Consider the following 23,534-nt stretch of genomic DNA (forward strand, 5'->3'; position numbering starts at 1 on the left):
CCGAGATCCGGGAGGAGGCCGGGGACCGGGAGGGCGCCGAAACCCTCTACCGGCAGGCCGCCGACCACGGCAACACCCGCGCCCTGTACCGCCTGGCCGAGATCCGGGAGGAGGCCGGGGACCGGAAGGGCGCCGAAACCCTGGCCCACCAGGCTGACACCGAGGCCCCGTATCGCCTGGCTGTGCGGCGAGAGGAGTCCGGGGACCGAGAGGGCGCCGAAACCGTGGCCCGGCAGGCCGCCAACCACGGCAGCAACGACACCTTGGTCCGCCTGGCTGTGCGGCGGGAGGAGGCCGGGGACCGGGAGGGCGCCGAAACTGTGGCCCGGCAGGCCGCCAACCACGGTGACACCGGCGGCCGCGTGGGCGAGAGGCAGTGGGTTTTCCGAAGGCTGTGGCCGTACGGCCTGGACCCGGACGGTACGCCGACGCCCCGATGGCAATGATCCACTCACTAGGCGGACAGAACAGGAAGCGCCTGCCGTCGGTGGAAAACGGGAGGGTGCCGTCACCGCCCCGTTGCGTCGAGCTGATGGGGGACGGCTCCGGCGCGCAGTTCGCGCAGGTCGGGAATGTGGTTGTAGAGGGTGCCCGGGGAGACGCCGAGCAGCTTGGCGATCGAGGTGATGGAGCGGCCGGTATCAGGCAGGAGGTCGGGCGCGGCGCGGATGACTTCCTCGGTGGCGACGGTGGGGCGTCCGCCGACCCGGCCGCGGGCGCGGGCGGCCAGGCCCTCGCGGGTGCCCTGGACGATGAGTTCGCGGATGAACTCGGCGAGCGCGGCGAAGACGTGGAAGACGAGTCGACCGCCGGGGGGTGGTGTCGAGATTCTCGTGCAGCGAGGTGAAGCCGATGCCGCGCTCGCGGAGTTCAGCGACCATGTTGATGAGGTCCTGGAGGCTGCGGCCGTAGCGGTCGAGCGAGGGGACCACGAGGGTGTCGCCGGCGTCGAGGAAGGCGTGGCACGCCTTCAGCTCCGGGCGCAGGTCGGTCTTGCCGGACTTCTTGTCGGAGAAGATCTTCCGGCACCCGGCGGCGGTGAGAGCGTCGATCTGCCGTTCGAGCTTCTGCCCGCCGGTCGACACATGCGCGTACCCGATCTTGATCTCGGTTCGCACCCGGGGCGGTCGGCGGAGTCTGGACGCCCGACGACCTGCCCGAGCGCCACGCGCCGAAGGAACGCGGCGCGGCGGCCTACGCCAGGATGGCGTGGCACGCGCTGCTGATCGCCCTGATCGTCTGGCAGCACACCGCGCGGCCGTACCGTACCGACGACGGCATACACCTCGACGTGCTCGACCCGGGCTTGTGGTCGAGCTGGATCTGGCCGATCCTGGCCGATCCTGGCCGGACTCGCCGGCCTCGTGACGCTCGACGCGATCCGGGCGGCGCGGGTGTGGACGCGTTCGCTGGCGGTCTGGAGCGTCGCCGCCGAGGCCGCCTTCACGCTGCCGCTGGCGTGGGCCCTGTATCGGCGGGAGTTCTTCAACCCGGCCTTCCTGTCCGACGCCAACGGCGACTGGCAGACCCCGGACTCCTTCTACACGGCGATGGAAGTGGCGGTCCTGGCGGCGGGTGCGAGCCACGTGGTGAAGCGGTTCCGCGAGGCGCGGGGCGGGGCAACGGCCGACACCACACGTTGAGCACCGCTGCCTGCCACTCCGGGGGACGGCCAGGCCGCGTCGATCAGGCCGAGCGTTCCAGGGCCGCACGCCATACCGGGCTGTCGACGTAGTGGTTGTCGAAGCGCTCGGCGGACTCGGCGATCTCCTTCGGATCCGCCTCGCCGCGCATCACCCGGCCGAGCAGGCGCAGATAGTCGAACCTGCCCATGCCGGGGGTGAAGATGAACAGCACGTCCGCCTCGGCGTCGGGCGCCGCGGCGAAGGCGTGCGGGGTGTGGGGAGGCACCGCCAGGAAGTCGCCCTCGCTCAGGACGGTGACCTCCTCGCCGATCAGCACCTGGAGCGCCCCGCTGATCACGAAGAACAGCTCGGTCGCCTTGGTGTGGAAGTGGGCGGGTGCCCCCACGGCCCCCTGGGCGAAGGTGGATCGGTAGCTCGTGAAGCCGCCGCCCGCGCCATCCGTTTCGCCCAGCAGGGTCATCACACTGCTGGGGTCGGCGCACGTCTCGGCGTCCGCGTGGCGGGTCAGCGTCGCTGGGGTTCTCTTCGTCATGATGAGGACTCTATGGACGTGAGGTGACCTCTCTCCCGGGGCAATTGGCTACCGAAATCGTGGGTCAATCGTCCGTTGATCGGCCATGCGCCCGTTATTCGTGGCTCGTGCCGGTCTCCAGCGGTGATTCCTATGCTGCTGCCCAGGAACGCGACTTGACGAAGGAGAGAGCGCCGATGTCGCAGAACAGCTCCGCCCATGACCCGGGCGGAAACGGCGACAAGCTGCCCGGCCAGCCGTATCCCGGACCCCATCAGCCGCCGACGCCCGACGGCGGGCCCGGCGTGCCGAATCCGCCGAAGAGCGCATGACAGGGGAATCGCGCCCGGCGCGGCGGGCGTTGGGGCGGGCCCTGCTGGAGGGTCGGGCCATGGCGGCGGACTGGGCGCCCACCTTCGACGCCGTGGACCGGGCCGCGTTCCTGCCCGACCTCATGTGGCCGTTCGACACCCGCACCCACACGGCCACCGCCGTCCGCCGGGCCGAGGACCCCGACGCCTGGTACGCCGCCGCCGACCGCGACGCTCCGATCGTCACGCAGTGGGACGACGGGGCGCACACCGGCACCGAACCCGGACGGGTATCCACGAGCAGTTCCTCCATGCCGTCCGTCGTCTACGCGTTGCTCCAGGACCTCGCCGTGGACGACGGCATGACGGTGCTGGACATCGGCACCGGTACGGGTGAGACGGCCGCGGCCCTGGCGCACCGCTGCGGCAGCGGCAACGGCGGCGGGGTCGCCACCGTCGAAGTGGACCCCGCCGTATCGCGGCAGGCGGGCGCACGGCTCCGCGCCGCCGGGTGGGACGCGACCGTCGTCGTGGGGGACGGGGCCCAGGGGTACGCGGACCAGGCACCGTACGACCGCGTCCTGGCCACCGTCGGGGTCCGGGAAATCCCCGGGGCGTGGCTCGAGCAGACCCGCCCGGGCGGGCTCATCGTCGCGCCCTGGGGCACGCACTTCACCCACGCCGACGCCGTCGCCCGGCTCACGGTGCACCAGGGGACGGCGACCGGCCGCTTCACCCGGCCCGTGGAGTTCATGAAGGCGCGCGCCCAGCGGCTGACGCTTCCCGACCACGGCGCGTACGCCCCGACCGATGGCGCCGACGCCTCCACCACCGATGTGACCGAGGCGGAGTTCGTCACCGGGCAGTACAGCGCCCTCCCCTTCGTGCTGGGGCTTCGCGTACCCCAGTGCGTCCAGGTCGTGGCGGGCAAGGAGGACGGGGCGCGGCCGGTGTGGTTCTACGGGCTGGGCGACCGCTCCTGGGCGTGCGTGGTGTTCCGCGACGGCGCGGACACGGCGCGCGTCTGGCAGGCGGGGGAGCGCCGGCTGTGGGACGAGGTGGAGGGCGCGTATCGGTGGTGGACGGGGCAGGGCGCGCCGGGCCACGGTCGGTTCGGGCTCACCGTGACGCCCGAGGGGCATCGGGTGTGGCTGGACGAGCCGGCGGCCATCGTGTCGTAAGCGGTGCGTCACAAAGGGCCGCGGGCTTCGAGTTCGTCCAGGCATTCCTCCGGCACGGCCACCGTCCTGACGGTCTGACGGGGCCCGTACCCGTACTCAGGGGTGGCGGATGGACTGAGCGCTTCGTGCCGCTCGCGTCGGGCCTCGGCGCGGTCCTGCTCGATCTCGTCGGCGATCTCCCGGCAGTCGACGGCAGGCGTGTCCGTCGGCGTCGGTTCTTCGTAGGGGGACTCCGGCCGGCCCGGGTACGACTCGGCATCGAGGGCGGAGGTGGCGGCGACGCCCGCCAGGCACAGCCCCGCCCACACGGCGACGGCCCATCGGCGTGTGTTCACGATCCGGCCGTCTCAGTGGCCGGAGGGCGGCTCGAAGCAGCCGGTCTCCATGTAGGGCCCGTTCGTACTGACCTGGTAATTGGTCTTCTGTACGAACGCCGTGACGCATGCGTCGGCGTGGACGCGCAGGCCGACCCGGGCGCCCTCGGGCGTGATGTAGTGGTCGGTCTCGAAGCGCGGTTCCATCCCCTGTACGGTGAGCGTCCCGCCGATCCGCTCTCCCTTCGGCCCGGTCCGCTCCTCCTCGTAGCCGAGCTTGAGCATCGCCGCGCGCACGCTCTTGGGGTCCCACTTCTTCTCGCCCCACAGCCGCTTCAGTACGGGCTCGATGCGGGCGGCTTCCTTCCGCGCGTCCTTGGCGTCGGCGGGGGACATCTCGCCGGGGAGGCGGTACGCGTTGTTCTCGCGGTAGTGCGGGGCGCCGTCGTGGGCTCCGGGTTCCACATAGGGGGAAGCAGCGGGGGAGCCGGGGCCGGAACTCGGGGGAGCGCTCGGGGCGTCGGCCGCCGTGACGCGCTGCTCACCGCAGGCGGTCAGGGAGAGGGCGGCGCCGAGGAGGAGGGCGGTCGCGGCGACGCGTCTGCGCCGCCCCGGTAATGAGGTCTGCATGGGCATGACTCTACGGCTCGGTAGCCGAACGGGGGCGCCATGCGGGAGAAACCGTGGCCGGGAGCGCTGTCCCCGACCGTGTCGGCGGGGCGGGCGCGCGGGTCCGCTTCGGCGACCGCGATCGCCAGTTGCTTCTGGACCGCTTCGGGCAGCCTGCTTCCCTCGATCGTGCTGATCAGGTCCCGGGCCAAGCGGTGCACCTTGGTGTTGGTGTTCTGGGAGGTCTTGCCCAGCACGTTCCAGGCCGCTTCGGCGCTCAGGCCGAACCAGGCCATCAGCATGCCGCGGGCCAGGTCGATGGTCGGCCGGGTCCGCATGGCCCGGCGCAGTTGCCGTACTTCGGTGCGTAATTCCTGACCGGTTTCCTCTCGTGGGTTCGCGTCGTGGCGGGCGATGGGCGCCGTGCCCTCGTCGTCCGGGCCCGGGTGAACGAACAGATCCGTGGTGCCGGTCACGTCCAGCAGCCGATCGAAGGCCGGGCTGCTGCCCCGGACGACGACGGTCTTGCCCTGGCCGAGGGCCCGCAGGCGCAGGTTGAGCAGGATGTTGAGGCCGGAGCAGTCGCAGAATGTCACCGCGGTCAGGTCCAGATCGATGCCGCTTGCCGACCGGCGCAGGGCTTCGTGCAGGTCGCCCCGGAGCAGCTGCCCGCTGAGGTCGAGTTCCCCCCGCAGGCTCACGCGCACCCGGTCGCCGTCCGGTGCGATGTCGCTTGCCGCCGGGCAGGGCATGAGGGCCGTCGGCTCGCCGTCACTCTCCGCGTGCCCGACGCCCTTCTCGGCGACGGGCTGTGCTGGTTCCGGCATGGCGGTGGCCCTCCCCTTGTCCGATCACCAACCTCGGTTCTCAGATTCACTTACCTGCCCCACACACGTCAACCGATACATGAAATGAGTTACGTGTTTTTGGGTGCGTGCGTGGCCAGTCGCTAGAGTTGGGCCATGGATGAAGTGCCCGAGCCGCACACCGGATGGACGTTTCTGACCAACCATGCACGGGTGCTGGCGGCCATCGCGGACAACCACAACGCCCGCATCCGTGAAATCGCGGTGCACTGCAGACTCACCGAACGCGCTGTTCAAAAGATCATTTCTGATCTGGAGCGGGACGGTTACCTCTCCCACACCCGGGAGGGACGCACCAACACCTACCAGATCGACCCGGGCAAGGTACTGCGCCACCCGGCCGAAGCCGGACTGACGGTGGCATCGCTGCTCTCCTGGCTCGTCCAGGACGAGGCCGAACGCGCGACGCTCCCCGACAGCCACGCCCGGTCTCACACCTCCGCCTGACCGAGGCCAGGTTCGGCCGCGGCCGTCACCATGTCGTAAGCGGAACGGTTCGCTCCCCGTAACCTCTTGCCCGCCGGGGCGCACCCACGCTGTGTAACGCTGGGAACCGGCCCGCGCGCCCAGCGCGGGCCGGAATCCGAAGTGAGGCCACGGCGTGCAGAAGCCCCGATGGAAGACCGTGGGGGGAGCCCTGCTCCGGGTGGCGGCCGTGTGGGCGGTGTCGACGCTCACCATGCTGGCGCTCGCGGGCATCCTGCCCGATTTCCGCTTGCAGGCCGCTGACGGCGACAGCGCGACGAGGGTCGCGGTCACCGCAGCCAGCGGCGCGGGCGCGTTCGGTGTGCTGAGCGCGCTGGTGTGGCCGCTGCTGGTGCGGGGGTTGCTGCTGATGCCCGCGTTGGTGCTGGGACTTCTGGTGTTCGTGCTGAACGGCTCGCTGCTGCTGCTCGCGATCGGTCTGATCCCGGACGGGCGGGGCACGGTGGAGCCGGAGACGGCGGTCGTGGTGGCGGCGGCGATGTCGGCCGCGTCCTCGGCGACCAGCACGTTCCTGACCGTACGGGACGACGGGGCGTACCGGTACAGGCTGGCGCGGCTCGCGGACCGAAGACAGCGGCGCAGCGGGGAGGACGGGGGCCGGGCGCGGCCGCCGGGGACGGTGTTCCTCCAGCTCGACGGGGTGGGGCATGCCGTGCTGCGGGACGCGCTGCGGCCACGGGACAACAAGCCGCCCGTGATGGAGACCGTGTCGACGTGGGTGGGCGGCACCCACACCGTCACGCCGTGGCGCACCGACTGGTCCAGCCAGACCGGCGCCAGCCAGCTCGGCATCCTGCACGGTTCGAACGAGGACGTGCCCGCCTTCCGCTGGTACGAGAAGAAGAGCGGCGAGGTGATGGTGAGCAACCGGCCGTCGAGCGCGGCCGTGTTGCAGCGCCGGGCCGCCGCCCGCGCCGGGCACGAGGGGCTGCTGACGGTGGACGGGGCGAGCCGGGGCAACCTGTTCACCGGGGGCGCCGACGAACTGGCGCTGGTGCTGTCGGTCGCGGCGCGGCGCAGCAAGCACAACCGCTCCCGCAGCGGCTACTTCACGTACTTCTCCGACCCGGCCAACGCCACCCGGACCGCCGCCTCGTTCGTGGCCGAGGTGTGCCGGGAGGTCTGCCAGTCCACCCGCGCCAAGCTGCGCCGGGAGGCACCCCGGGTGGGGCGCGGTGGGCTCTACCCCCTCATCCGGGCGTTCGCCACGGTGGTGGAGCGGGACGTGGTGGTGGCGGCGGTCATCGGGGACATCCTGTCGGGCCGTACCGTGATCTACGCCGACCTGGTGGCGTACGACGAGGTGGCGCACCACTCCGGGCCGCGCAGCCGCGACGCCCAGCAGGTGCTGGCCCGTCTGGACCGGTCGATCGCGCTGATCGCCAAGGTCGCGGAGCGGGCGCCGCGGGACTACCGGATCGTGCTGCTGTCCGACCACGGCCAGAGCCCGGGGCCGACGTTCGCGGGGGCGTACGGGCTGACGCTGAAGGACCTGGTGCGCGCCGGGTGCGGGCTGCCGGTGCCGAAGGCGGCCGGGCGTACGGCGAGCGGGGCGGAGGCGCGCGTGGCGGCACGGGCGGCGCTGCACCGGCCCGAGAAGGACGAACCGGAGGGAGCGGAGGGGCAGTCCCGGCCGGTGGTGCTGGCCTCGGGGAACCTGGGGCTGATCTCGTTCCCGGACGTCCCCGGCCGGATGAGCCGCGAGGCCATCGAGCGGCGCCATCCGGCGCTGCTGCACACCCTCGCCAACCACGCCGGGGTCGGCTTTCTGCTCGTGCGCTCCGAAACGGAGGGCGCGGTGGTGCTGGGGGCCGACGGTGCCGAGCACCATCTCGACACCGGCCGGGTGATCAAGGAGAGCCCGCTCGCGGTTTTCGGGCCGGGCGCCGCCGACGCCGTACGGCGGACCGCGCACTTCCGGAACACCCCCGACATCATGGTCAACTCGGCCTACGACGCGGCGACCGGCGAGGTGTACGCGTTCGAGGAGCAGATCGGCTCGCACGGCGGCCTCGGCGGCGAGCAGGGCCATCCCTTTCTGCTGTGGCCGGTCCAGCTCTCCGCGCCCGTCGCGGCGGGGGAGGAGCTGGTGGGCGCGGAGCGGGTGCACACGGTGCTGCGGCGCTGGCTGCGGGAGGCGGACGGACCGGAGGTTCCGGAGGAGCTGGTCTCGTCTGACGGGTCGCAGGGTCTCGCGCAGGAATCCCGGGTTCCGGACCCCGCCGCCGTACCTTTTCCGGTCCCCCGCCCTGTTCTGCCGGACAATGCCCGGTGATTTGGTGCACCGTACATCGTCCATGACGATATTCACATGCTCGACCAGCACCACACGCGCCGCTTCGGCCTGCCCACGGCGACCACCCTCGTCATGGGGAACATCATCGGCGGCGGCATCTTCCTGCTCCCCGCCTCCGTCGCCCCGTACGGCACGCTCAGCCTGCTGGCCTTCGTCGTCCTGACGGTCGGCGCCATCGCGCTCGCGCTCGTCTTCGGGCGGCTCGCGCGGCGCGACCCGAGCACGGGTGGGCCGTACGTCCACGCCCGCGCCGCCTTCGGCGACTTCGCGGGCTTCCTGTCGGCGTGGTCGTACTGGACGATGACCTGGGTCAGCAACGCGGCGCTCGCGGTGGCGGCGGTCGGCTATGTGCATGTGCTGGCGCCCGGCCACGCGTCCAAGGGCATGGACCTGGCCATCGCGCTGCTCGCGCTGTGGCTGCCCGCGCTGGCGAACCTCGCGGGGACGCGCTGGGTCGGTGCCGTCCAGTTCGTCTCGACCGTGCTGAAGTTCGTCCCCCTGCTCTTCGTGGCGGTCGTCGGGCTCTTCTACTTCGACCCGCACAACATCGGCCCCTTCAACGCGAGCGGCGGCAGCGTGGTCGGCGGGATGTCGGCGGCGGCCGCGATCCTGCTCTACAGCTACCTCGGCGTGGAGTCGGCGTCGATGAGCGCGGGCGAGATGGAGAACCCGGAGCGGAACGTGGGGCGGGCGAGCGTGCTCGGCACGGTCGGCGCGGCCGTGGTCTATCTGCTCGGCACGGTGTCGGTGTTCGGCACCGTCGCCCACAAGGACCTGGTGAACTCCACCGCGCCCTTCTCGGACGCGGTCGACGCGATGTTCGGCGGTACGTGGGGCGGCACGCTGATCGCGCTCGCTGCCGTGGTGTCCATCGTCGGCGCGCTCAACGGCTGGATCCTGATGAGCGCCCAGGCGCCGTACGCGGCCGCCCGGGACGGGCTCTTCCCGGCCGTGTTCACGGTCAAGCGGCGCGGGGTGCCGACGGTCGGGGTGTTCGTCGGGGTGATCCTGGCGTCGGTCCTCACCGTGGTCAACTACACCTCGGGGTCGAACGGGGTCTTCGCGACCCTCGTGCTGATCACCACCTTCTCGGCGACGGTCCCGTATCTGCTGGCGGCCGGGGCGCAGCTGTACTTCCTGCTGGCGGGGCGCCGCGAGAGGGTACGGACCGGGCGCTTCGTCTGGGACCTGGTGCTGGCGCTGGCGGGCTTCGGCTTCTCCTTCTGGCTGGTCTCGGGGGCCGGATACGCGGCGGTGTACCAGGGCGTGCTGTTCCTGTTCGCCGGGGTGCTGGTGTACGTGGTGATCGCGGCCCGCCGCCGGAGCCAGGAGGCGGGCGGTGCGGTGGCCGAGGACGGCGCGGTGGCGGAGGCGGGTACTCCGTGACGGCGAATGCGAATATATTTTCGTAAGCGCCGCAGGTGCAGTTTCTTGCCCCCTCGCTATTCCGCCGGGATATGCGATGACGGTCGGTTTCCTATGCGACGGATGAGGGAGAGGGGGCGGATGTTCTGCTTTTTCCTCCGCCTTTCCTCTTTTCCCGTGCGGCGCAATTGAGCGAGAATTTCTCCTCATGAGTGCCGAGTTGACCTCCGGGTGCCCCTACCGCCTCGACCCCACCGCCCGCGACATCCACGCCGAGGCGGACCGGTTGCGGGACCGGGGCCCGGCGACCCCGGTGGAGCTGCCCGGCGGGGTGGTGGCCTGGGCGGTGACCGACCCGGCTCTGGTGAAGCGGCTGCTCACGGACAGCCGGATCTCCAAGGACGCCCACCGGCACTGGTCCGACGCCTACATCGACGAGCGCATTCCGCCCAAGTGGCCGCTGCGCCTGTGGGTGGACGTCCGTAACGCGCTCACCGCGTACGGCCCGGAACACGTCCGGCTCCGCCGGCTGATCGGCACCGCGTTCACGCCCGGCCGGGTCCGGGCCCTCGCCCCGAGGATCGAGGAGATCACCCGGTCCCTGCTCGACGGGCTGGACGCCACCGAGGACGCCGCCCCCGGCGCGGTGGTGGATCTGCGGTCGCGGTTCGCCTGGGTGCTGCCGCTGATGGTCGTCAACACGCTCCTCGGTGTCCCCGACGAGCTGCACAACGCCTTCCGCGCCGGGGTCGCCGGGATCTTTGCGACCGGCCAGTCGGAGGCGGAGGCCGAGGCCAACACCCGTGAGTTGTACCGGCTGTTGACGGGGCTGCTGGCCACCAAGCGGCAGGTTCCCGGCGACGATGTGACCAGCGTGCTCATCGGCGCACACGACGACGAGACCGACTCCCGGCTCAGCGAGCAGGAGCTGCTGGACAGTGTGCTGCTGCTGATCGGCGCGGGACACGAGACCACGGTCAATCTGCTCGACCACGCCATCGTCAACCTCCTCACCCACCCCGGTCAGCTCGCCCTGCTGCGCTCCGGGAAGGCGTCATGGGACGACGTGGTGGAGGAGACCCTGCGCCACCAGGCGCCGATCGCCTCCATCGTCATGCGGTTCCCGATCGAGGACGTCCACGACGCGGCGACCGGGCTGACCTTCCGTCAGGGCGACCCCATCGTCATCAACTACGCCGCCGCCGGACGCGATCCGGGGACCCATGGCGCGGGCAGCGGACACTTCGACCTCACCCGGGCGACCCGCCGCGAGCACCTGTCGTTCGGCTACGGCCCGCACTTCTGCCTGGGCGCGGAGCTGGCCCGGCTGGAGGGGCGTATCGGGCTGAGTGCCCTCTTCGCGCGCTTTCCCGACCTGGCCCTCGCGGTACCCTCCGCCGAGCTCCGCCCACTGGAGTCCTTCATCTCCAATGGACATCGAGAACTTCCCGTCCTGCTGCGGAACTAGATCTTCTTCCCCGCTGCCCACCTCGCATACCTCGCATAGGGCGAGTTGACCATAAAACGGTCCGTCACGTTTTGGTTGCGACGCCGCGCGGCGACTGCTACGGTCGCTTCGTCTTGGAACTGATGTTAACTCGCACTGTGAATACTGCGGTTCGTCAACGATCCCGGCAGGACCCGGGACGAGCCTTATTGACATCTGCCGTGATGAACTCCCGATGAACCGGCCGACGTGTGGGCGTCGGCGCGCCGGGTAGGGGCAGAAGGCTCGCGTTCCATGAGACGGACGGGGTAAGCGGAAGTCCACGGGGGTGGCCTTGAGCTGGTCATTACTTCACCTTCGCGTCGATGCGGCTGGGCCTGTCGGCCAGCGCCCAGCCCTCCATGGGCATACGCCTCCTGATGTCTTCGTCCATCGCTGTCTTCCATGAAGCACCGGATTGTCACAGGGGGATAGGCACATGAATGGTCAGCTGCTGGCTGACACTGCCGAAATCATGACGCACCGGTCCACCGAAATGGTGTCCCTGAGCGAGTTAACGCACTTTGATTCGCCCCGGCTGTCGGGCGCGGACAGTGAACATGTGCGCCTCCTCGCCGAGTCGGACACCGAACTGCCGCCCATTCTGGTCAATCGCAGGACCATGCATGTCATCGACGGGATGCATCGGGTACGGGCCGCGGAACTGCGCGGCCAGGCCAAAATCGAGGCGATTTTCTGCGAATGTGACGACGAAGAAGCGTTTGTCCTGGCGGTCAAGGCAAACGTCTCGCACGGACTTCCCTTGCCGCGGGCCGACAGGAATGCCGCTGCCAAACGTATCATCAACTCCCACCCGGAATGGTCCGATCGGGCCATTGCCTCGGTCACCGGGCTCTCCCACAAGACGGTCGGCGTGATCCGCCGCCGTGCGAGTGGGGAAATTCCCCAGTCGAGCACCCGGCTCGGGCGCGACGGCCGGGAGCGCCCGGTCGACGCCGCCGAAGGCCGTATCCAGGCCGGCCGGATACTCGCCGAGCGCCCCGGCGTCTCGCTGCGCGAGGTCGCCCGGGAGGCCGGGGTCTGCGCCGCCACCGTGCGGGACGTCCGCGACCGGCTGCGGCGCGGTGAGGCCCCCGTGGGGCCCGTACGCCGCGAGCCCGGGGCGGCCGCCACCGCGACCCCGCTGCGCCCCAAGGCGGTGGCCCGGATCGACGGCTCCGACCGCGCCCCGGACCTCCGCGCGCTGATCCACAATCTCCGCAAGGACCCGTCGCTGCGGCTCTCCGAGTCCGGCCGCACGTTGCTGCGGCTGCTGGACGCCTGCACGGTGGGCCCGCAAGAGTGGACCCGGATCAGCGACAACGTGCCGCCGCACCGCGTGGAGCTGATCGCCACGGCCGCACGGGAATGCAGCCGGGCGTGGCAGGACTTCGCGACGGAGCTGGAGCAGCGCTCCGGCCGGCAGGCATCCGGCTGAGGGTTTCCGGCCCGTCTCCTTCTTCTCCTTCGTCGGCCCACTCCCATCGGGTCGATACCCATCGCATCGTGAGTCAGCTTCTCGGCGCCTAGGGAAGGCAGGCATGACGATCCATCACCCCAGGGGCTTCCCCGACACGGACGCCCGGGATCTCCTCCGCTCACTGGTGGCGCCCGATCCGCCCCCGTTCGCCCTGCTGCGCAGAGCGGGCGCGGGCGGGCACGAGGTGGAGGTGCTGACCGGGACGGTGGCCGAGGTGGGGGCGCTCGCCGAACTGCCGTCCCCCGGCCCCGGGGGAGGCGGACCGGCCGAGGTGCTGGCGGTCATTCCCTTCCGCCAGGTCACCGAGCGCGGCTACGCGTGCAACGACGACGGCGAACCGATCCTGGCGCTCACCACCCGGCACCGCGCCGCGCTCCCCGTCAAGGAGGCGCTGGATCTGCTGCCCGACGCCGAAGTCGACCTGTGCGGCAGCGGGTTCGACATCGGGGACGAGGACTACGAGAAGGTCGTGGAGAAGATCCTCGACCAGGAGATCCGGGCCGGTGAGGGCTCCAACTTCGTCATCAGGCGCTCCTTCCGGGCCACCCTGTCCGACTACCGGCCCGAGGTCGCCATGACCGTCTTCCGGCGGCTGCTGACCATGGAGTCCGGCGCCTACTGGACCTTCGTGGTGCACACCGGCGACCGCACCTTCGTCGGCGCCTCCCCGGAGCTGCACGTCCAGGTCGACGGGGGCACCGCGCGGATGAACCCGATCAGCGGCACCTACCGCTATCCGCCCTCCGGCGCGGATCTGGACGGGGTGCTGGAGTTCCTGGGCGACCAGAAGGAGACCGACGAACTCTTCATGGTCGTGGACGAGGAGCTGAAGATGCTCGCCCGGGTCTGCGACCGCGGCGCCCGGGCCCGCGGCCCCTATCTGCGCGAGATGGCCAAGCTCGCGCACACCGAATACCTGCTGGAGGGCGCCACGTCGCGGGACGTGCGCGAGGTGCTGCGCGAGACGATGTTCGCGCCCACCATCACCGGCAGCCCGCTGGAGAACGCCTGCCGGGTGATCGCCCGGCACGAGGAGAGCGGCCGCGGCTACTACGGCGGCGCCCTGGCCCTCCTCGGCCGGGACACCACCGGCCGGGCCACCCTGGACTCCGCGATCCTGATCCGCACCGCCGACATCAGCCGCGCGGGCGCCCTGCGCATCGACGTCGGCGCCACCCTGGTCCGGGACTCCCGGCCCGCCGCCGAGGTCGCCGAGACCTGGGCCAAGGTGGACGCGCTGCTGGCCGCCACCGGACTGGAGCGGCGGGCGGGGCCCACCGCGCCGGTCCGGCCCGCGGGCGGCGGCGCGCCACTCGCCCGCGACCCCGAGGTGATCAGCGCCCTGGAGCGGCGCAACGCCGGGCTGTCGGCCTTCTGGCTGGGCAAGGAGGACGCCGTGGACGCCGCGCCCGCGCGGACCGCCGGGCCGGACGCCGGACGGGTGCTCATCGTGGACGCCGAGGACATGTTCACCGGCATGCTCGGCCACCAGACCCGCTCGCTGGGCCTGGACGCCACCATCCGCTCCTGGGACGCGGTCCGCCCCGGCGACATCGACGGCTACGACTGCGTCGTGCTCGGCCCCGGCCCCGGCGACCCCCGGGCCACCACCGACCCCAAGGTGCGCGGCATCGCCGACCTGATCGGCCGGCTCTTCGCCCAAGGTGTCCCGTTCGTCGGCGAATGCCTCAGCCACCAGGTGCTGTGCGCGCTGCTGGGGCTCGAACTCTTCGCCCGGGAGCGGCCCAACCAGGGCACCCAGCGCCGTATCGACTTCTACGGACGCTCCGAACCGGTCGGCTTCTACAACTCCTACTCCGCCCGCCACCCCGCCGACCGGCTCTACTCCCCACTCGCGCGCGGCACCGTCGAGCTGTGCGGCGACCCGGCCACCGGCGAGGTGCACGCGGTGCGCGGCGAGCGCTTCGCCGCCACCCAGTTCCACCTGGAGTCGGTGCTCACCGAACACGGCACCGACCTCCTCGCCGACCTGCTCGGCTGGGCGCTGCGGCGGCGGCCCGCCGAGCTGGTCGAATGCGACGCCGAGCGGTGATCGGCGACGGCACCCGGGCCGCGCCCGGACTCACCGGGCCCGAGGGGACGGTGGCCGCCCAGCAGCCGGAGTGGCGGACCCACCCCGACTACGCGGCGAGCCGCGCCGCGCTGGCCGCCGCGCCCGCGCTGGTGACCGCCGCCGAGCTGACCCGGCTGCGCCGGGCGCTGGCGGTGGTGGCCGGTGGCGGCGCGCGGATGGTGCAGCTCGGCGACTGCGCGGAGAGCTTCGAGGAGACCGGCGCCGATCACGTCCGCGCCAAGACGGCCGTACTGCACGCCCTCGCCGACGAACTCGCGGACGGCGGGCCGGTGTTACGGGTCGGCCGGATCGGCGGCCAGTTCGCCAAGCCGCGCAGCCGGCCCTTCGAGGACGTCGACGGGGTGCCGCTGCCCGCCTTCCGCGGCCACATGGTCAACGGCGAAGCCCCGTCCGCCCGGGCGCGGGCCCACGATCCGCGGCGGATGGTGCGGGCGTACGAGGCGAGCGCCGAGGTATTACGGGTCCTGGCCCGCGACCGGGACCGCCGGCACCCCGACGATGCGTTGTGCGACGGGCCCTGGGCCAGCCACGACGCGCTGGTCATCGACTACGAGGTCCCGCTGGTCCGCGCCGACGCCGGACAGCGGATCCTCGGCTCCACCCATCTGCCCTGGCTCGGCGACCGCACCAGAGCGCCCGGCTCGGCCCATGTGCGGCTGCTGTCCCAGGTGGCCAACCCGGTCGCGCTCAAGCTCGGCCCCACCGCCGACCCCGCCGAACTGGCCGAGGTGTGCGCCCTGCTGGACCCCGACCGGGCCCCCGGCAGACTCACCCTGATCGCGCGCATGGGCGCGGAGCGGGTCACCGACCTGCTGCCGCCCCTGGTGGCCGCCGTACGGGCCGGGGGCCACCGGGCGGTCTGGCTGTCCGACCCGATGCACGGCAACACCGTCCGGGCGGGCGGGGTGAAGACCCGCCATCTGAGCGCCATCGTGGACGAGGCGGTCCGCTGCAGACGGGTCCTGGAACAGGCGGGGGAGCACCCCGGCGGACTCCATCTCGAAGTCGCCGCATCGGATGTCACCGAATGTCTCGGCGGAAAGGTCGACGGCGTCGAGCGACTGGCCGAGCGCTATACGACGCTGTGCGATCCGCGGCTCAATCCGGACCAGGCCGCCGAATTGATGCGCACCTGGATTCGCGCATAGGAATCCGTAGACTCGGAAATACCCTCAGGAGGTGAGGATTTGACCGAGCACAAGGAAACCGCCGGCATCGCCTGCCGGGTCGCACTGGTCACCGGTGCGGCCGGCGGAATCGGAACCGCCGTCGCACGGGCGCTCGCGGGCCAGGGAACTCTGGTGGCCGCCGTGGACAAGGACGCCGACGGGCTGACCGATCTGGTGGAGAAGATGGCGGCGGACGGACTGACCGCCGTCGCCTTTCCCGCCGATGTCACCGACAGCGAGCGCATCAATGAGATCGTCGACCGGATCGAAACCGAACTCGGCGCCGTGGACCTTTTGGTGAACGCGGCCGGAGTGATGCGGGCCGGGTCCGCCCTGGAAATGTCGGACATCGATTGGCGGGCCATCTTCTCGATCAATCTGGACGGCGTCTTCCACTGTTCCCGGGCCGTCGCCTCGCGCATGAAGGAACGCGGCGAGGGCGCCATCGTGACCGTCGCCTCCAACGCGGGCCGGATACCGCGGGTTCATATGGCGGCGTACGGCGCCTCGAAGGCCGCCGCGTCCCTCTACACCAAGTCCCTCGGACTGGAACTGGCGGAATACGGAATCCGCTGCAATGTGGTGTCGCCCGGTTCGACCGACACCGACATGCTGCGTTCGCTGTGGTCCACGGATGCCGACCGGCAGACCACCCTCGACGGTTCGATGGCCACGTACAAGACCGGAATCCCGTTGCGCCGGATCGCCGAACCCGGCGACATCGCGGACGCCGTGCTCTTCCTCGCCTCCGACCGGGCCCGGCACATCACCATGCAGGACCTGTGCGTCGACGGCGGCGCCATTCTGGGGGTGTGAGGCATGGGAATTCCCGCCATCGCGCCCTATCCGATGCCGACCGCGGCCGATCTGCCGGAGAACCAGGTCGACTGGAGGCCCGACCCCGAGCGCGCCGTCCTGTTCCTGCACGACATGCAGCGGTACTTCCTGGCGCCCTACGACCCGGAAAGTGCCCTGTACGGCGAGCTGCTGGCCAACACCCGCGCCCTGCGTGCCCGGGCCGCCGCGCTCGGCATGCCGGTGGTGTACTCGGCCCAGCCCGGCGACATGGACCGCGGCGAGCGCGGCCTGCTGCACGACTTCTGGGGGCCCGGGATGTCCGCGCACGAGCGGGACACCGCAATCGTCGAACCGCTGCGCCCGGCCGACGGGGACACCGTTCTGACGAAATGGCGCTACAGCGCTTTCGTCCGCTCCGATCTCCGTGATCTGATCGAGAAGTCCGGCCGCGACCAATTGATCGTGTGCGGGGTTTACGCCCATGTCGGCTGCCTGATGACCGCGGTCGACGCCTTCAGCTCCGATATCCAGCCGTTCCTGGTGGCGGACGCCCTCGCCGATTTCACCGCCGACCACCACCGGTCCGCGCTGGACTACGCCGCGCGCTGCTGCGCGGCGATCCACACCACCGAGCAGATGCTGGATTTCCTGGCCGCCCGATGAGCCGCCCGATAGAGCTGCCCGATAGAGGGGTGCTGACCCATGAGTTCCACGGAAACGTTTCGCGTGGCCGCCACCACCGAAATCCGTGCCGATCCCGCCACCGTCTTCGCCTATGTCAGCGACCTCACCCGCGGCGGTGAATGGAGCCCCGAGTGCCTGGGCGGGGAGTGGACCGAAGGAGAACCGGGAGCCGTCGGTTCGGTGTTCACCGCGCGCAACCACCGAGAGCCGGATGTGGTCGCCTGGGCGCCGGTCGTGCGCGGGGACTGGACCACGCAATGCGAGGTCGTGGAATCCACCGCACCCCGCGTGTTCAGCTGGGCCATGCGCGCCAAAGACGGCCGCGCCCAGGAGAGCGTATGGTCGTTCACGGTCGAGCCGACGGCGGGCGGCAGCACGCTGACCCACGCCTTCTGGATGGGCGAACTGACCGAAGGCATGCGGGGAATTCTGAAAGGCATGAGCGACGCCGAGGTGAAGAAGTTCCTCGACGACTGGTCGGACAAGATCGACGGCGATATGCGGAAGTCGCTCGCCCGTATCAAAGCCGCACTCGAAACCGCCTCCTGACGGCGAGGGGTGACGCCCACCGTGATTCTGCAACGCATCGGGAACAGAGGTCTGTTCCTGGGCTCCTTCTTCGACGGCGCAGCCAAGAAGAGCCCGTACCAGAAAATCACCCTCGACCACGAACTCGACATCGCGCCGGAGCTGGGCAGCGACCTCACCGTCTACGCCTGTGCGAATCTCGTCGCCGAAATGGCGTCCGCGCTGCGTGATCTGCGGGTGCGCCCGGGAGACAAGGTCGCCGTCTACAAGGAGGACGGCTTCGACATCTTCCTGCTCACCTGCGCGGTCGCCCGCGTCGGCGCGGTGCCCGTGGCCCTCTCGCCCAGCCTCAGCGGCGAGGTCGTCGCGGAGCTGCTGAACCGCTGCGACTGGCCGCATCTGATCACCGACGAGAAGAAGCTCCTCGGCGAGCTGCCGCCGGAGGTGACCAAGCGCTGCGAGCGGGTCCTCCTGGTGACCGGCGAGGCCGAGGGCACCACCCCGCTGCGGCGGGACCCCGAGGCGCATCCGCGCCCGTTCACCCGCACCAGGACCACGCGCCCGGCGCTGCTGACCCACACCTCCGGTACGACCGACATCCCCAAGCTCGTCGTGCACACCGCCCGGTCGCTGCGCGCCCGCTACCGCCCGCAGGCACTGGGCGCCCGGCTGCTGATACGCGGCCGCGAAACCCTCGCCGTCCGGGTGTCGTTCGTCCACTCGCGCCTGGTGACCGCGCTCGCCATCGCGCTCCGGCGCGGCTTCCCGATCGTCATCACCAAGGACGCCACGCCCGAGCGGATCGCCGACATCTTCGCCGAGACGAAGCCCGGTCTGCTGGAGGCCCACCCCAACACGTTCGTGGAGTGGGAGCCGCTGGCGGACGACCCGCGCGGCCCGCTGTCCAACGTGGTGGCCCTGAGCAGCACGTTCGACGCGATCCACCCGCGTACCGTGCAGAAGATCCTGGGCGCTTCCCGGCGCCGGCGCCCGTTCCACCTCCAGCTGTACGGCCAGAGCGAGGTCGGGCCCACCGTCGGCCGGGCCACCTCCCGGCGGCGCTCGATGTCCGCCGACGGGCGCTGCGTCGGCTTCCCGTTCCCCGGGATGACGGCGGTCCGGGTGGTCGACCGCGACGGCCGCGCTCCAGGCCCCGGCGACCCCGGTTTCATCGAGGTCCGCTCCGACGGCCGGGCGCTCACCTACTTCGGCGAGGACGCCCGCTTCCAGCGGCAGCTGGACGACGGCTGGTGGCGGATGGGCGACGTCGGCTACCGCACCCGCTGGGGCTGTCTGCACGTCTCCGACCGCGAGGTCGACGTCATCCCCGGCTTCGGCAGCGCGCTGGAGGCCGAGGACCTGCTGATGTCGCGGCTCGACAGCCTCCTGGAGGTCGTGGTCGTCCCCGGGGACGAGGGTGCGCCGACCCCCGTCGTGGTGACCCGGGACGGCGGTCCGCTGGACCTCGTCCAGTGGCGCAAGGCCGCCGCCCAACTGGCCCCGATGCGCCCGCCGGTGCAGCTGAGCCTGGACGAACTGCCGCGCACCGCCACCGCCAAGGTGCGGCGGCTGGAGCTGGCGCGGCTGCTGCGGGACCGGACCACCGAGCCCGGGCCGGACGCCCGGCCGACCGAAGAGTAGGGGGAAGGTCACCTTGTCGCAGCGAACAGCGCACCGGAAGACACCCGATCACGAGCGCGTGTTCGGCTGGCTGGACGATCCGTCGGACGAGCGCGGAATGCGGTTCCGGCTGGACGACGGCTCCTGGCAGCGGCTCACCTACCGGGAGCTGGCGCAGCGGACCCTGGGCGCGGGCGCCGCGCTCGCGGACGCGGGCGTGCGGCCCGGCGACGTGGTGCCGCTGGTGCTGCCGGGCGGGGAGGACTTCGTCACGCAGTTCTTCGGGCTGCTCGCCATCGGCGCCACCCCGTCCGTGCTGCCCCTGCCGCTCGCCCTGCGCGGGGGCGAGGGCTACCAGAACCAGCTGAAGGCCATCACCGCCCGCATCCATCCGCGCCACGCCATCGCCGACCCGCGCTACCACGACGTGGTCGCCGAGAACGTGGCCCGGCTCGGCGGCAACACCGAGGTGCTGGCGCCGAGTTACGCGGACCGCCCGGAGGAGGCGCCGCGCGCCTGGGGCGAGCTGGCGGTGCTCCAGTTCACCTCGGGGTCCCGCGGTTCACCGCGCGGGCTGCGCATCTCGATGGCCAACCTGGCCACCAACCTGCGCATGATCCAGGGCTGGATGAACCCGGTGGGCTACGGCGCGGTCACCTGGCTGCCGCTCTACCACGACATGGGGCTGGTCGGCGGGCTGCTGGGCGCGCTGACTCTCCAGGTGGAGCACGCGCTGATGCGGCCCGAACAGTTCATCCGGGACACCCGCGGCTGGATCGCCGAGTACGGACGCACCCCGTACTCCAACATGTGCATGCCCAACTTCGGCTTCGAGCGGGTGCTGTCGGCCGTCCGCCCCGACGACCTCGAAGGGCTGGATTTCTCCCCGCTGACCGCCGTGGTCAGCGGCGCGGAGCGGATCGACCCCGCGGTGCTGGCCCGCTTCGCCGCGCTCCTCGGCCCGCACGGCTTCGACGTACGGGCGCTGATGCCCGCGTACGGGCTGGCCGAGGGCACCCTCGCGGTCACCGGGGTGAGCAAGCACCACGCCGCCCGGATGGTGCGGGCCGGGGGCCTGGAGCGGCGGCTCGGGGAGAAGCTGGACGTGAGCGAGGTCGTCGAGCTGACCACCGTGCCGGTCGCCGAACCCTGGACGTGGCAGGTCTCCTGCGGTCCGCCGCTGGAGACCGCGCGCGTGGAGATCCTGGACGAGGACGGCGCACCGCAGCCCGAAGGGGTGCTCGGCGAGATCTACGTCGAGGGCCCCTCGGTCGCCGACGGCTACGCCGACCCGCGCCCCGAGGACCTGGCCAAGCTGCACGACGGCAAGCTCTACACCGGCGACGCCGGTTTCCTGCTGGACGGCGAGCTGTATGTGATCGGCCGGCTCGGCGACAGCGTGAAGATCAACGGCCAGAACGTCTTCGTCGAGGACATCGAACTCGAACTCGTCGCCTCCGGGGCCATCTCCCGGCGGTACGCGACCGTCGTCGCCGGGATCACCGGGGGCGAACCGACGGTGCTGGTGGTCACCGAACGCCCGCTGGGCGACCGGCTGGACGACGCGCTGTCCGTCATCTCGTCGTTCACCGGCGACACGGCCCGCGCCGAGGTGCGTTGCGTCAAGCGCGGCACCATCCCCCTGACCTCCAGCCGCAAGCCCCGCCGCCGTTCGCTGTGGCTGTCCTACGTGGCGGGTGAACTGAAGGAGCGTAACGACTCGTGAGTGTTGTGGCCGCAACCGTGGAGCAGACCGCACCGGCGGGGCAGACCTCCCGCCTCTTCACGGCCGGGCCGTTCGGCGAGCGGGTGGAGGACACCCGCAGCTACGTCGCGGAGCTGCTGCGGCGGGCCTTCGAACCGGTCGCCGAACAGGCCGAGGCCGAGGGGCTGTTCCCGCGCGACGCGCTGGCCGGACTCGGCCTCGCCGGACTGTTCGAGGAGCGCTGGCGCGACGCGTCCGCCGCGGACCCGTACGGCGACCCCGGACTCGGGGTGATCATCGCCGAGGAGAGCGGCCGGCTCGGCCGGGCGAGCCTGTCGGTCGGGCTCAGCCTGCACTGCGAGACGGTCCTGTCCGTCCTCACCCGCTTCGGGGATTCACCCCTGCTGGCCGAGTACCGGGCCGGGGCGCTGGAAGGGCGGCTGGTGGGCTGCCTCGGCGCCTCCGAACCGACCGGCGGCTCCGACCTCAACGGGGTGCGCACGGTCGCCCGCAAGACGCCCGGCGGCTGGCGGGTCACGGGCGAGAAGAAGTATCTGTCGCTCGGCCTGGTCTGCGACTTCGCCCTGCTGCTGTGCCGGCTGGACGAGGGCGCCGGGCCCGTCGACGGCAGGCTCGGCCTGCTTGCCGTACCGCGCGCCGGACTCAGCCCCCGCAAACGGCTCGACAAGGCGGGCACCTCCGCGCTGGACACCACCTGGATGGTCATCGACGCCGAGGTGCCCGACGAGGCCCTGGTCGGGCGGCGCGGCGGCGGACTCCTCGGCGCCACCTGGGGGCTGAACCACGAACGGCTCTCCATCGCCGCCCAGGCCGTCGGCGGCGCGGCCCGCGCCATCGGGCTGGCCACCGCGCACCTCCAGCGCCGCAAGCAGTTCGGCAAACCGCTGATCGAACAGCAGGCGCTGCGGCTGCGGCTGGCCGAGCTGTCGTCCCGGCTGATCGGCCTGCGTTACGCCGTCTACACCGCCGCCCAGGGCGTCCCCGTGCCCGGCGCGTGCGGCACCCGCGAGATCGCGGCGCTCAAGACCACGGCGGCGCGGTTCGTCGAAGAGGTGATGAGCGAGTGCATGCACCTGTTCGGCGGTCCCGGCTATCTGGAGGACGAGACGCCGCTCGCCCGCATGTGGCGTGACTCCCGGCTGGCCAGGCTCGGCGGCGGCACCGACGAGATGATGTGGGAGCTGGTCGCCGGGGGACTGGTGCCCGACATCGCCGCCTACGACGAGGGTGTCGATCTCGGATGAAGCTGCTGCTGACCGGAATCACCGGACAACTCGGCACCGCGGTCGCCGAGATCGCCCCGAGCCGCGGGGTCGAGATCGTGCCGCTGGTGCGCCGCGCCCGCCCCGGCCAGGTCCCCTTCGAGCGGCTGTTCCCCTCGCTCGCCACGGCCCGGCTCGGCGGCGATGTGCGCGAACCGCTGTGGGGGCTGTCGGAGGCGGAGCTGGACGAACTGGCCGAGGACGTCGACGCCGTCGTCAACCTCGCCGGGGACACCAACTGGGCGGGCAGCGGCCGCGATCTGTACGCCGTCAATGTGCTGGGCGCCCGCAACGGCTACGACGTCGCCCGCGAGCTGCAGCGCCGCTCCGGCCGCCGGGTGGTCTACGGCTACGCGTCCTCGATCTTCGTCGCGGGCGGCACCCTCGGCCGGATCGCCGAGACCCCGCTCGCCCCCGACCGCCACCGCACCGCGTACGAGCACAGCAAATGGCTGGCCGAACAGGAGCTGACGCGGCGGCACGGCCCCGGCGAGCCCGATGTCCTCATCAGCCGGGTCGCCGCCCTGCTCGGCGACTCGCGGACCGGCGCCACCCGCAAGCGCAACTCGCTGTATCTGCTGGCCGAGCGGTGGGACGAGCTGCCCGGCCGGATCCTGCCCGCCATGCGCGGCGCCCGGGTCGACGTCCTGCCGCGCGACCTGGCGGCGGGCACCCTGCTGGACGCGCTGGCCGGGCTGCACCGCTCCGGCCCGCGCCCCGAGCCCGTCGTCACCCATCTGTCCGCGGGGGAGCGGGCCCCGTCGATCCGCGGCCTGCTGGAGGTGGCGCGCGGCCTCGCGCCGCTGCACTTCGGCAAGTGGCTGCGGCTGGTCCCGGCCTCCGCCGAACAGGTGCTGTGGCTCTCCGCCAACGCCGAACGCTTCCTGCCGCTGTCCCCGGCATGGCGCAACAGCCTCATCGGCCTGCGCTACATCGGGCTCGACCGGGTGATGGAACGCGGCAGGCTGGCCGGTCTGGTGGACGGGCCGCTGCCCGAGCCCTCCACCGAACTGCTCGCCCGGCTGCTGTTCGACCTCCCGGCGCCGAAGCGTCCCCTGGCCCCCGCCGACAGCGGATTGTCGAGGTTCCTGGCATGAACGA

22 protein-coding genes and 1 pseudogene are annotated in these 23,534 nt (G+C 71.6%); 18 read left to right on the plus strand and 5 right to left on the minus strand.

All coding sequences use genetic code 11. From position 1 onward, the window contains the following. A partial coding sequence (locus tag ACFZCY_RS19800; protein WP_391174476.1) for a tetratricopeptide repeat protein occupies positions 1-446 on the plus strand: 446 nt, incomplete at its 5' end. 62 nt (positions 447-508) lie between these two features. Here ACFZCY_RS19800 and ACFZCY_RS19805 read toward each other — a convergent pair. Continuing rightward, positions 509-1,100 (minus strand): annotated as a pseudogene (locus ACFZCY_RS19805) (recombinase family protein). A 264-nt stretch (positions 1,101-1,364) separates the two neighbouring features. Between ACFZCY_RS19805 and ACFZCY_RS19810 the strand changes: the two are divergent. Continuing rightward, on the plus strand, positions 1,365-1,643 hold the full coding sequence (locus ACFZCY_RS19810; RefSeq protein WP_391174479.1) for a hypothetical protein: 279 nt from the start codon (positions 1,365-1,367) through the stop codon (positions 1,641-1,643). Between the two features lie 43 nt (positions 1,644-1,686). On the opposite strand, the gene ACFZCY_RS19815 is transcribed toward ACFZCY_RS19810, so the two are convergent. Continuing rightward, positions 1,687-2,178, minus strand: coding sequence for a cupin domain-containing protein (locus tag ACFZCY_RS19815; RefSeq protein ID WP_391174482.1), 492 nt, complete (start codon positions 2,176-2,178; stop codon positions 1,687-1,689). 176 nt (positions 2,179-2,354) lie between these two features. On the opposite strand from ACFZCY_RS19815, the gene ACFZCY_RS19820 reads away from it, so the two are divergent. After that, positions 2,355-2,489: a hypothetical protein gene (locus ACFZCY_RS19820; protein WP_391174485.1), complete on the plus strand. Its 135-nt coding sequence runs from the start codon at positions 2,355-2,357 to the stop codon at positions 2,487-2,489. After that, positions 2,486-3,649, plus strand: a complete 1,164-nt coding sequence (locus ACFZCY_RS19825; RefSeq protein ID WP_391174488.1) for a methyltransferase domain-containing protein — start codon at positions 2,486-2,488, stop codon at positions 3,647-3,649. Before ACFZCY_RS19820 ends, ACFZCY_RS19825 begins: the two co-directional genes overlap by 4 nt. Positions 3,650-3,657: 8 nt before the next feature. On the opposite strand, the gene ACFZCY_RS19830 is transcribed toward ACFZCY_RS19825, so the two are convergent. From ACFZCY_RS19830 to ACFZCY_RS19840, 3 genes are read right to left on the minus strand one after another with little or no spacing between them, the layout of a single operon-like run. Continuing rightward, positions 3,658-3,984: a hypothetical protein gene (locus ACFZCY_RS19830; protein WP_391174491.1), complete on the minus strand. Its 327-nt coding sequence runs from the start codon at positions 3,982-3,984 to the stop codon at positions 3,658-3,660. 12 nt (positions 3,985-3,996) lie between these two features. Next, complete coding sequence (locus ACFZCY_RS19835) at positions 3,997-4,593, minus strand: hypothetical protein (RefSeq protein WP_391174494.1); 597 nt, start codon at positions 4,591-4,593, stop codon at positions 3,997-3,999. Next, entirely contained in the window at positions 4,518-5,399 is an 882-nt protein-coding gene (locus tag ACFZCY_RS19840; protein WP_391174497.1) for an ANTAR domain-containing protein, read from the minus strand. Before ACFZCY_RS19840 ends, ACFZCY_RS19835 begins: the two co-directional genes overlap by 76 nt. A gap of 135 nt (positions 5,400-5,534) precedes the next feature. Between ACFZCY_RS19840 and ACFZCY_RS19845 the strand changes: the two genes are divergently transcribed. From ACFZCY_RS19845 to ACFZCY_RS19910, 14 genes are all read left to right on the plus strand, one after another. Further along, on the plus strand, positions 5,535-5,885 hold the full coding sequence (locus tag ACFZCY_RS19845) for a MarR family transcriptional regulator (protein WP_391174500.1): 351 nt from the start codon (positions 5,535-5,537) through the stop codon (positions 5,883-5,885). 154 nt (positions 5,886-6,039) lie between these two features. After that, positions 6,040-8,199 (plus strand): alkaline phosphatase family protein, encoded by a 2,160-nt coding sequence (locus ACFZCY_RS19850; RefSeq protein WP_391174505.1) that lies wholly within the window; start codon positions 6,040-6,042, stop codon positions 8,197-8,199. Between the two features lie 36 nt (positions 8,200-8,235). Beyond that, positions 8,236-9,606: an amino acid permease gene (locus ACFZCY_RS19855; RefSeq protein WP_391174507.1), complete on the plus strand. Its 1,371-nt coding sequence runs from the start codon at positions 8,236-8,238 to the stop codon at positions 9,604-9,606. A gap of 187 nt (positions 9,607-9,793) precedes the next feature. After that, a complete protein-coding gene (locus tag ACFZCY_RS19860) occupies positions 9,794-11,053 on the plus strand; it encodes a cytochrome P450 (protein ID WP_391174510.1) in 1,260 nt (419 codons plus the stop codon). 457 nt (positions 11,054-11,510) lie between these two features. Next, complete coding sequence (locus tag ACFZCY_RS19865; protein WP_391174513.1) at positions 11,511-12,509, plus strand: ParB N-terminal domain-containing protein; 999 nt, start codon at positions 11,511-11,513, stop codon at positions 12,507-12,509. A 103-nt stretch (positions 12,510-12,612) separates the two neighbouring features. Then, the gene (locus tag ACFZCY_RS19870; RefSeq protein WP_391174516.1) at positions 12,613-14,604 is read left to right on the plus strand and encodes a chorismate-binding protein; all 1,992 of its coding nucleotides are present in this window, start codon (positions 12,613-12,615) and stop codon (positions 14,602-14,604) included. Beyond that, complete coding sequence (locus tag ACFZCY_RS19875; protein WP_391174519.1) at positions 14,586-15,794, plus strand: 3-deoxy-7-phosphoheptulonate synthase; 1,209 nt, start codon at positions 14,586-14,588, stop codon at positions 15,792-15,794. The genes ACFZCY_RS19870 and ACFZCY_RS19875 overlap by 19 nt, the downstream gene beginning before the upstream one ends. A 39-nt stretch (positions 15,795-15,833) precedes the next feature. Continuing rightward, a complete protein-coding gene (locus ACFZCY_RS19880; protein WP_391174522.1) occupies positions 15,834-16,631 on the plus strand; it encodes a 2,3-dihydro-2,3-dihydroxybenzoate dehydrogenase in 798 nt (265 codons plus the stop codon). A 3-nt stretch (positions 16,632-16,634) separates the two neighbouring features. Then, positions 16,635-17,276 (plus strand): isochorismatase family protein, encoded by a 642-nt coding sequence (locus tag ACFZCY_RS19885; RefSeq protein WP_391174525.1) that lies wholly within the window; start codon positions 16,635-16,637, stop codon positions 17,274-17,276. 39 nt (positions 17,277-17,315) lie between these two features. Beyond that, the gene (locus ACFZCY_RS19890; RefSeq protein WP_391174528.1) at positions 17,316-17,846 is read left to right on the plus strand and encodes an SRPBCC family protein; all 531 of its coding nucleotides are present in this window, start codon (positions 17,316-17,318) and stop codon (positions 17,844-17,846) included. A 21-nt stretch (positions 17,847-17,867) separates the two neighbouring features. Continuing rightward, a complete protein-coding gene (locus tag ACFZCY_RS19895) occupies positions 17,868-19,466 on the plus strand; it encodes an AMP-binding protein (RefSeq protein ID WP_391174530.1) in 1,599 nt (532 codons plus the stop codon). 13 nt (positions 19,467-19,479) lie between these two features. Next, the gene (locus tag ACFZCY_RS19900; RefSeq protein WP_391174533.1) at positions 19,480-21,171 is read left to right on the plus strand and encodes an AMP-binding protein; all 1,692 of its coding nucleotides are present in this window, start codon (positions 19,480-19,482) and stop codon (positions 21,169-21,171) included. After that, a complete protein-coding gene (locus tag ACFZCY_RS19905) occupies positions 21,168-22,415 on the plus strand; it encodes an acyl-CoA dehydrogenase family protein (protein ID WP_391174536.1) in 1,248 nt (415 codons plus the stop codon). Before ACFZCY_RS19900 ends, ACFZCY_RS19905 begins: the two co-directional genes overlap by 4 nt. Continuing rightward, complete coding sequence (locus ACFZCY_RS19910; protein WP_391174539.1) at positions 22,412-23,530, plus strand: SDR family oxidoreductase; 1,119 nt, start codon at positions 22,412-22,414, stop codon at positions 23,528-23,530. Before ACFZCY_RS19905 ends, ACFZCY_RS19910 begins: the two co-directional genes overlap by 4 nt. The last annotated feature ends 4 nt before the right edge of the window (positions 23,531-23,534 follow it).

Source organism: Streptomyces sp. NPDC007983 (assembly GCF_042958345.1).
In the GTDB taxonomy this organism is placed as follows: domain Bacteria; phylum Actinomycetota; class Actinomycetes; order Streptomycetales; family Streptomycetaceae; genus Streptomyces.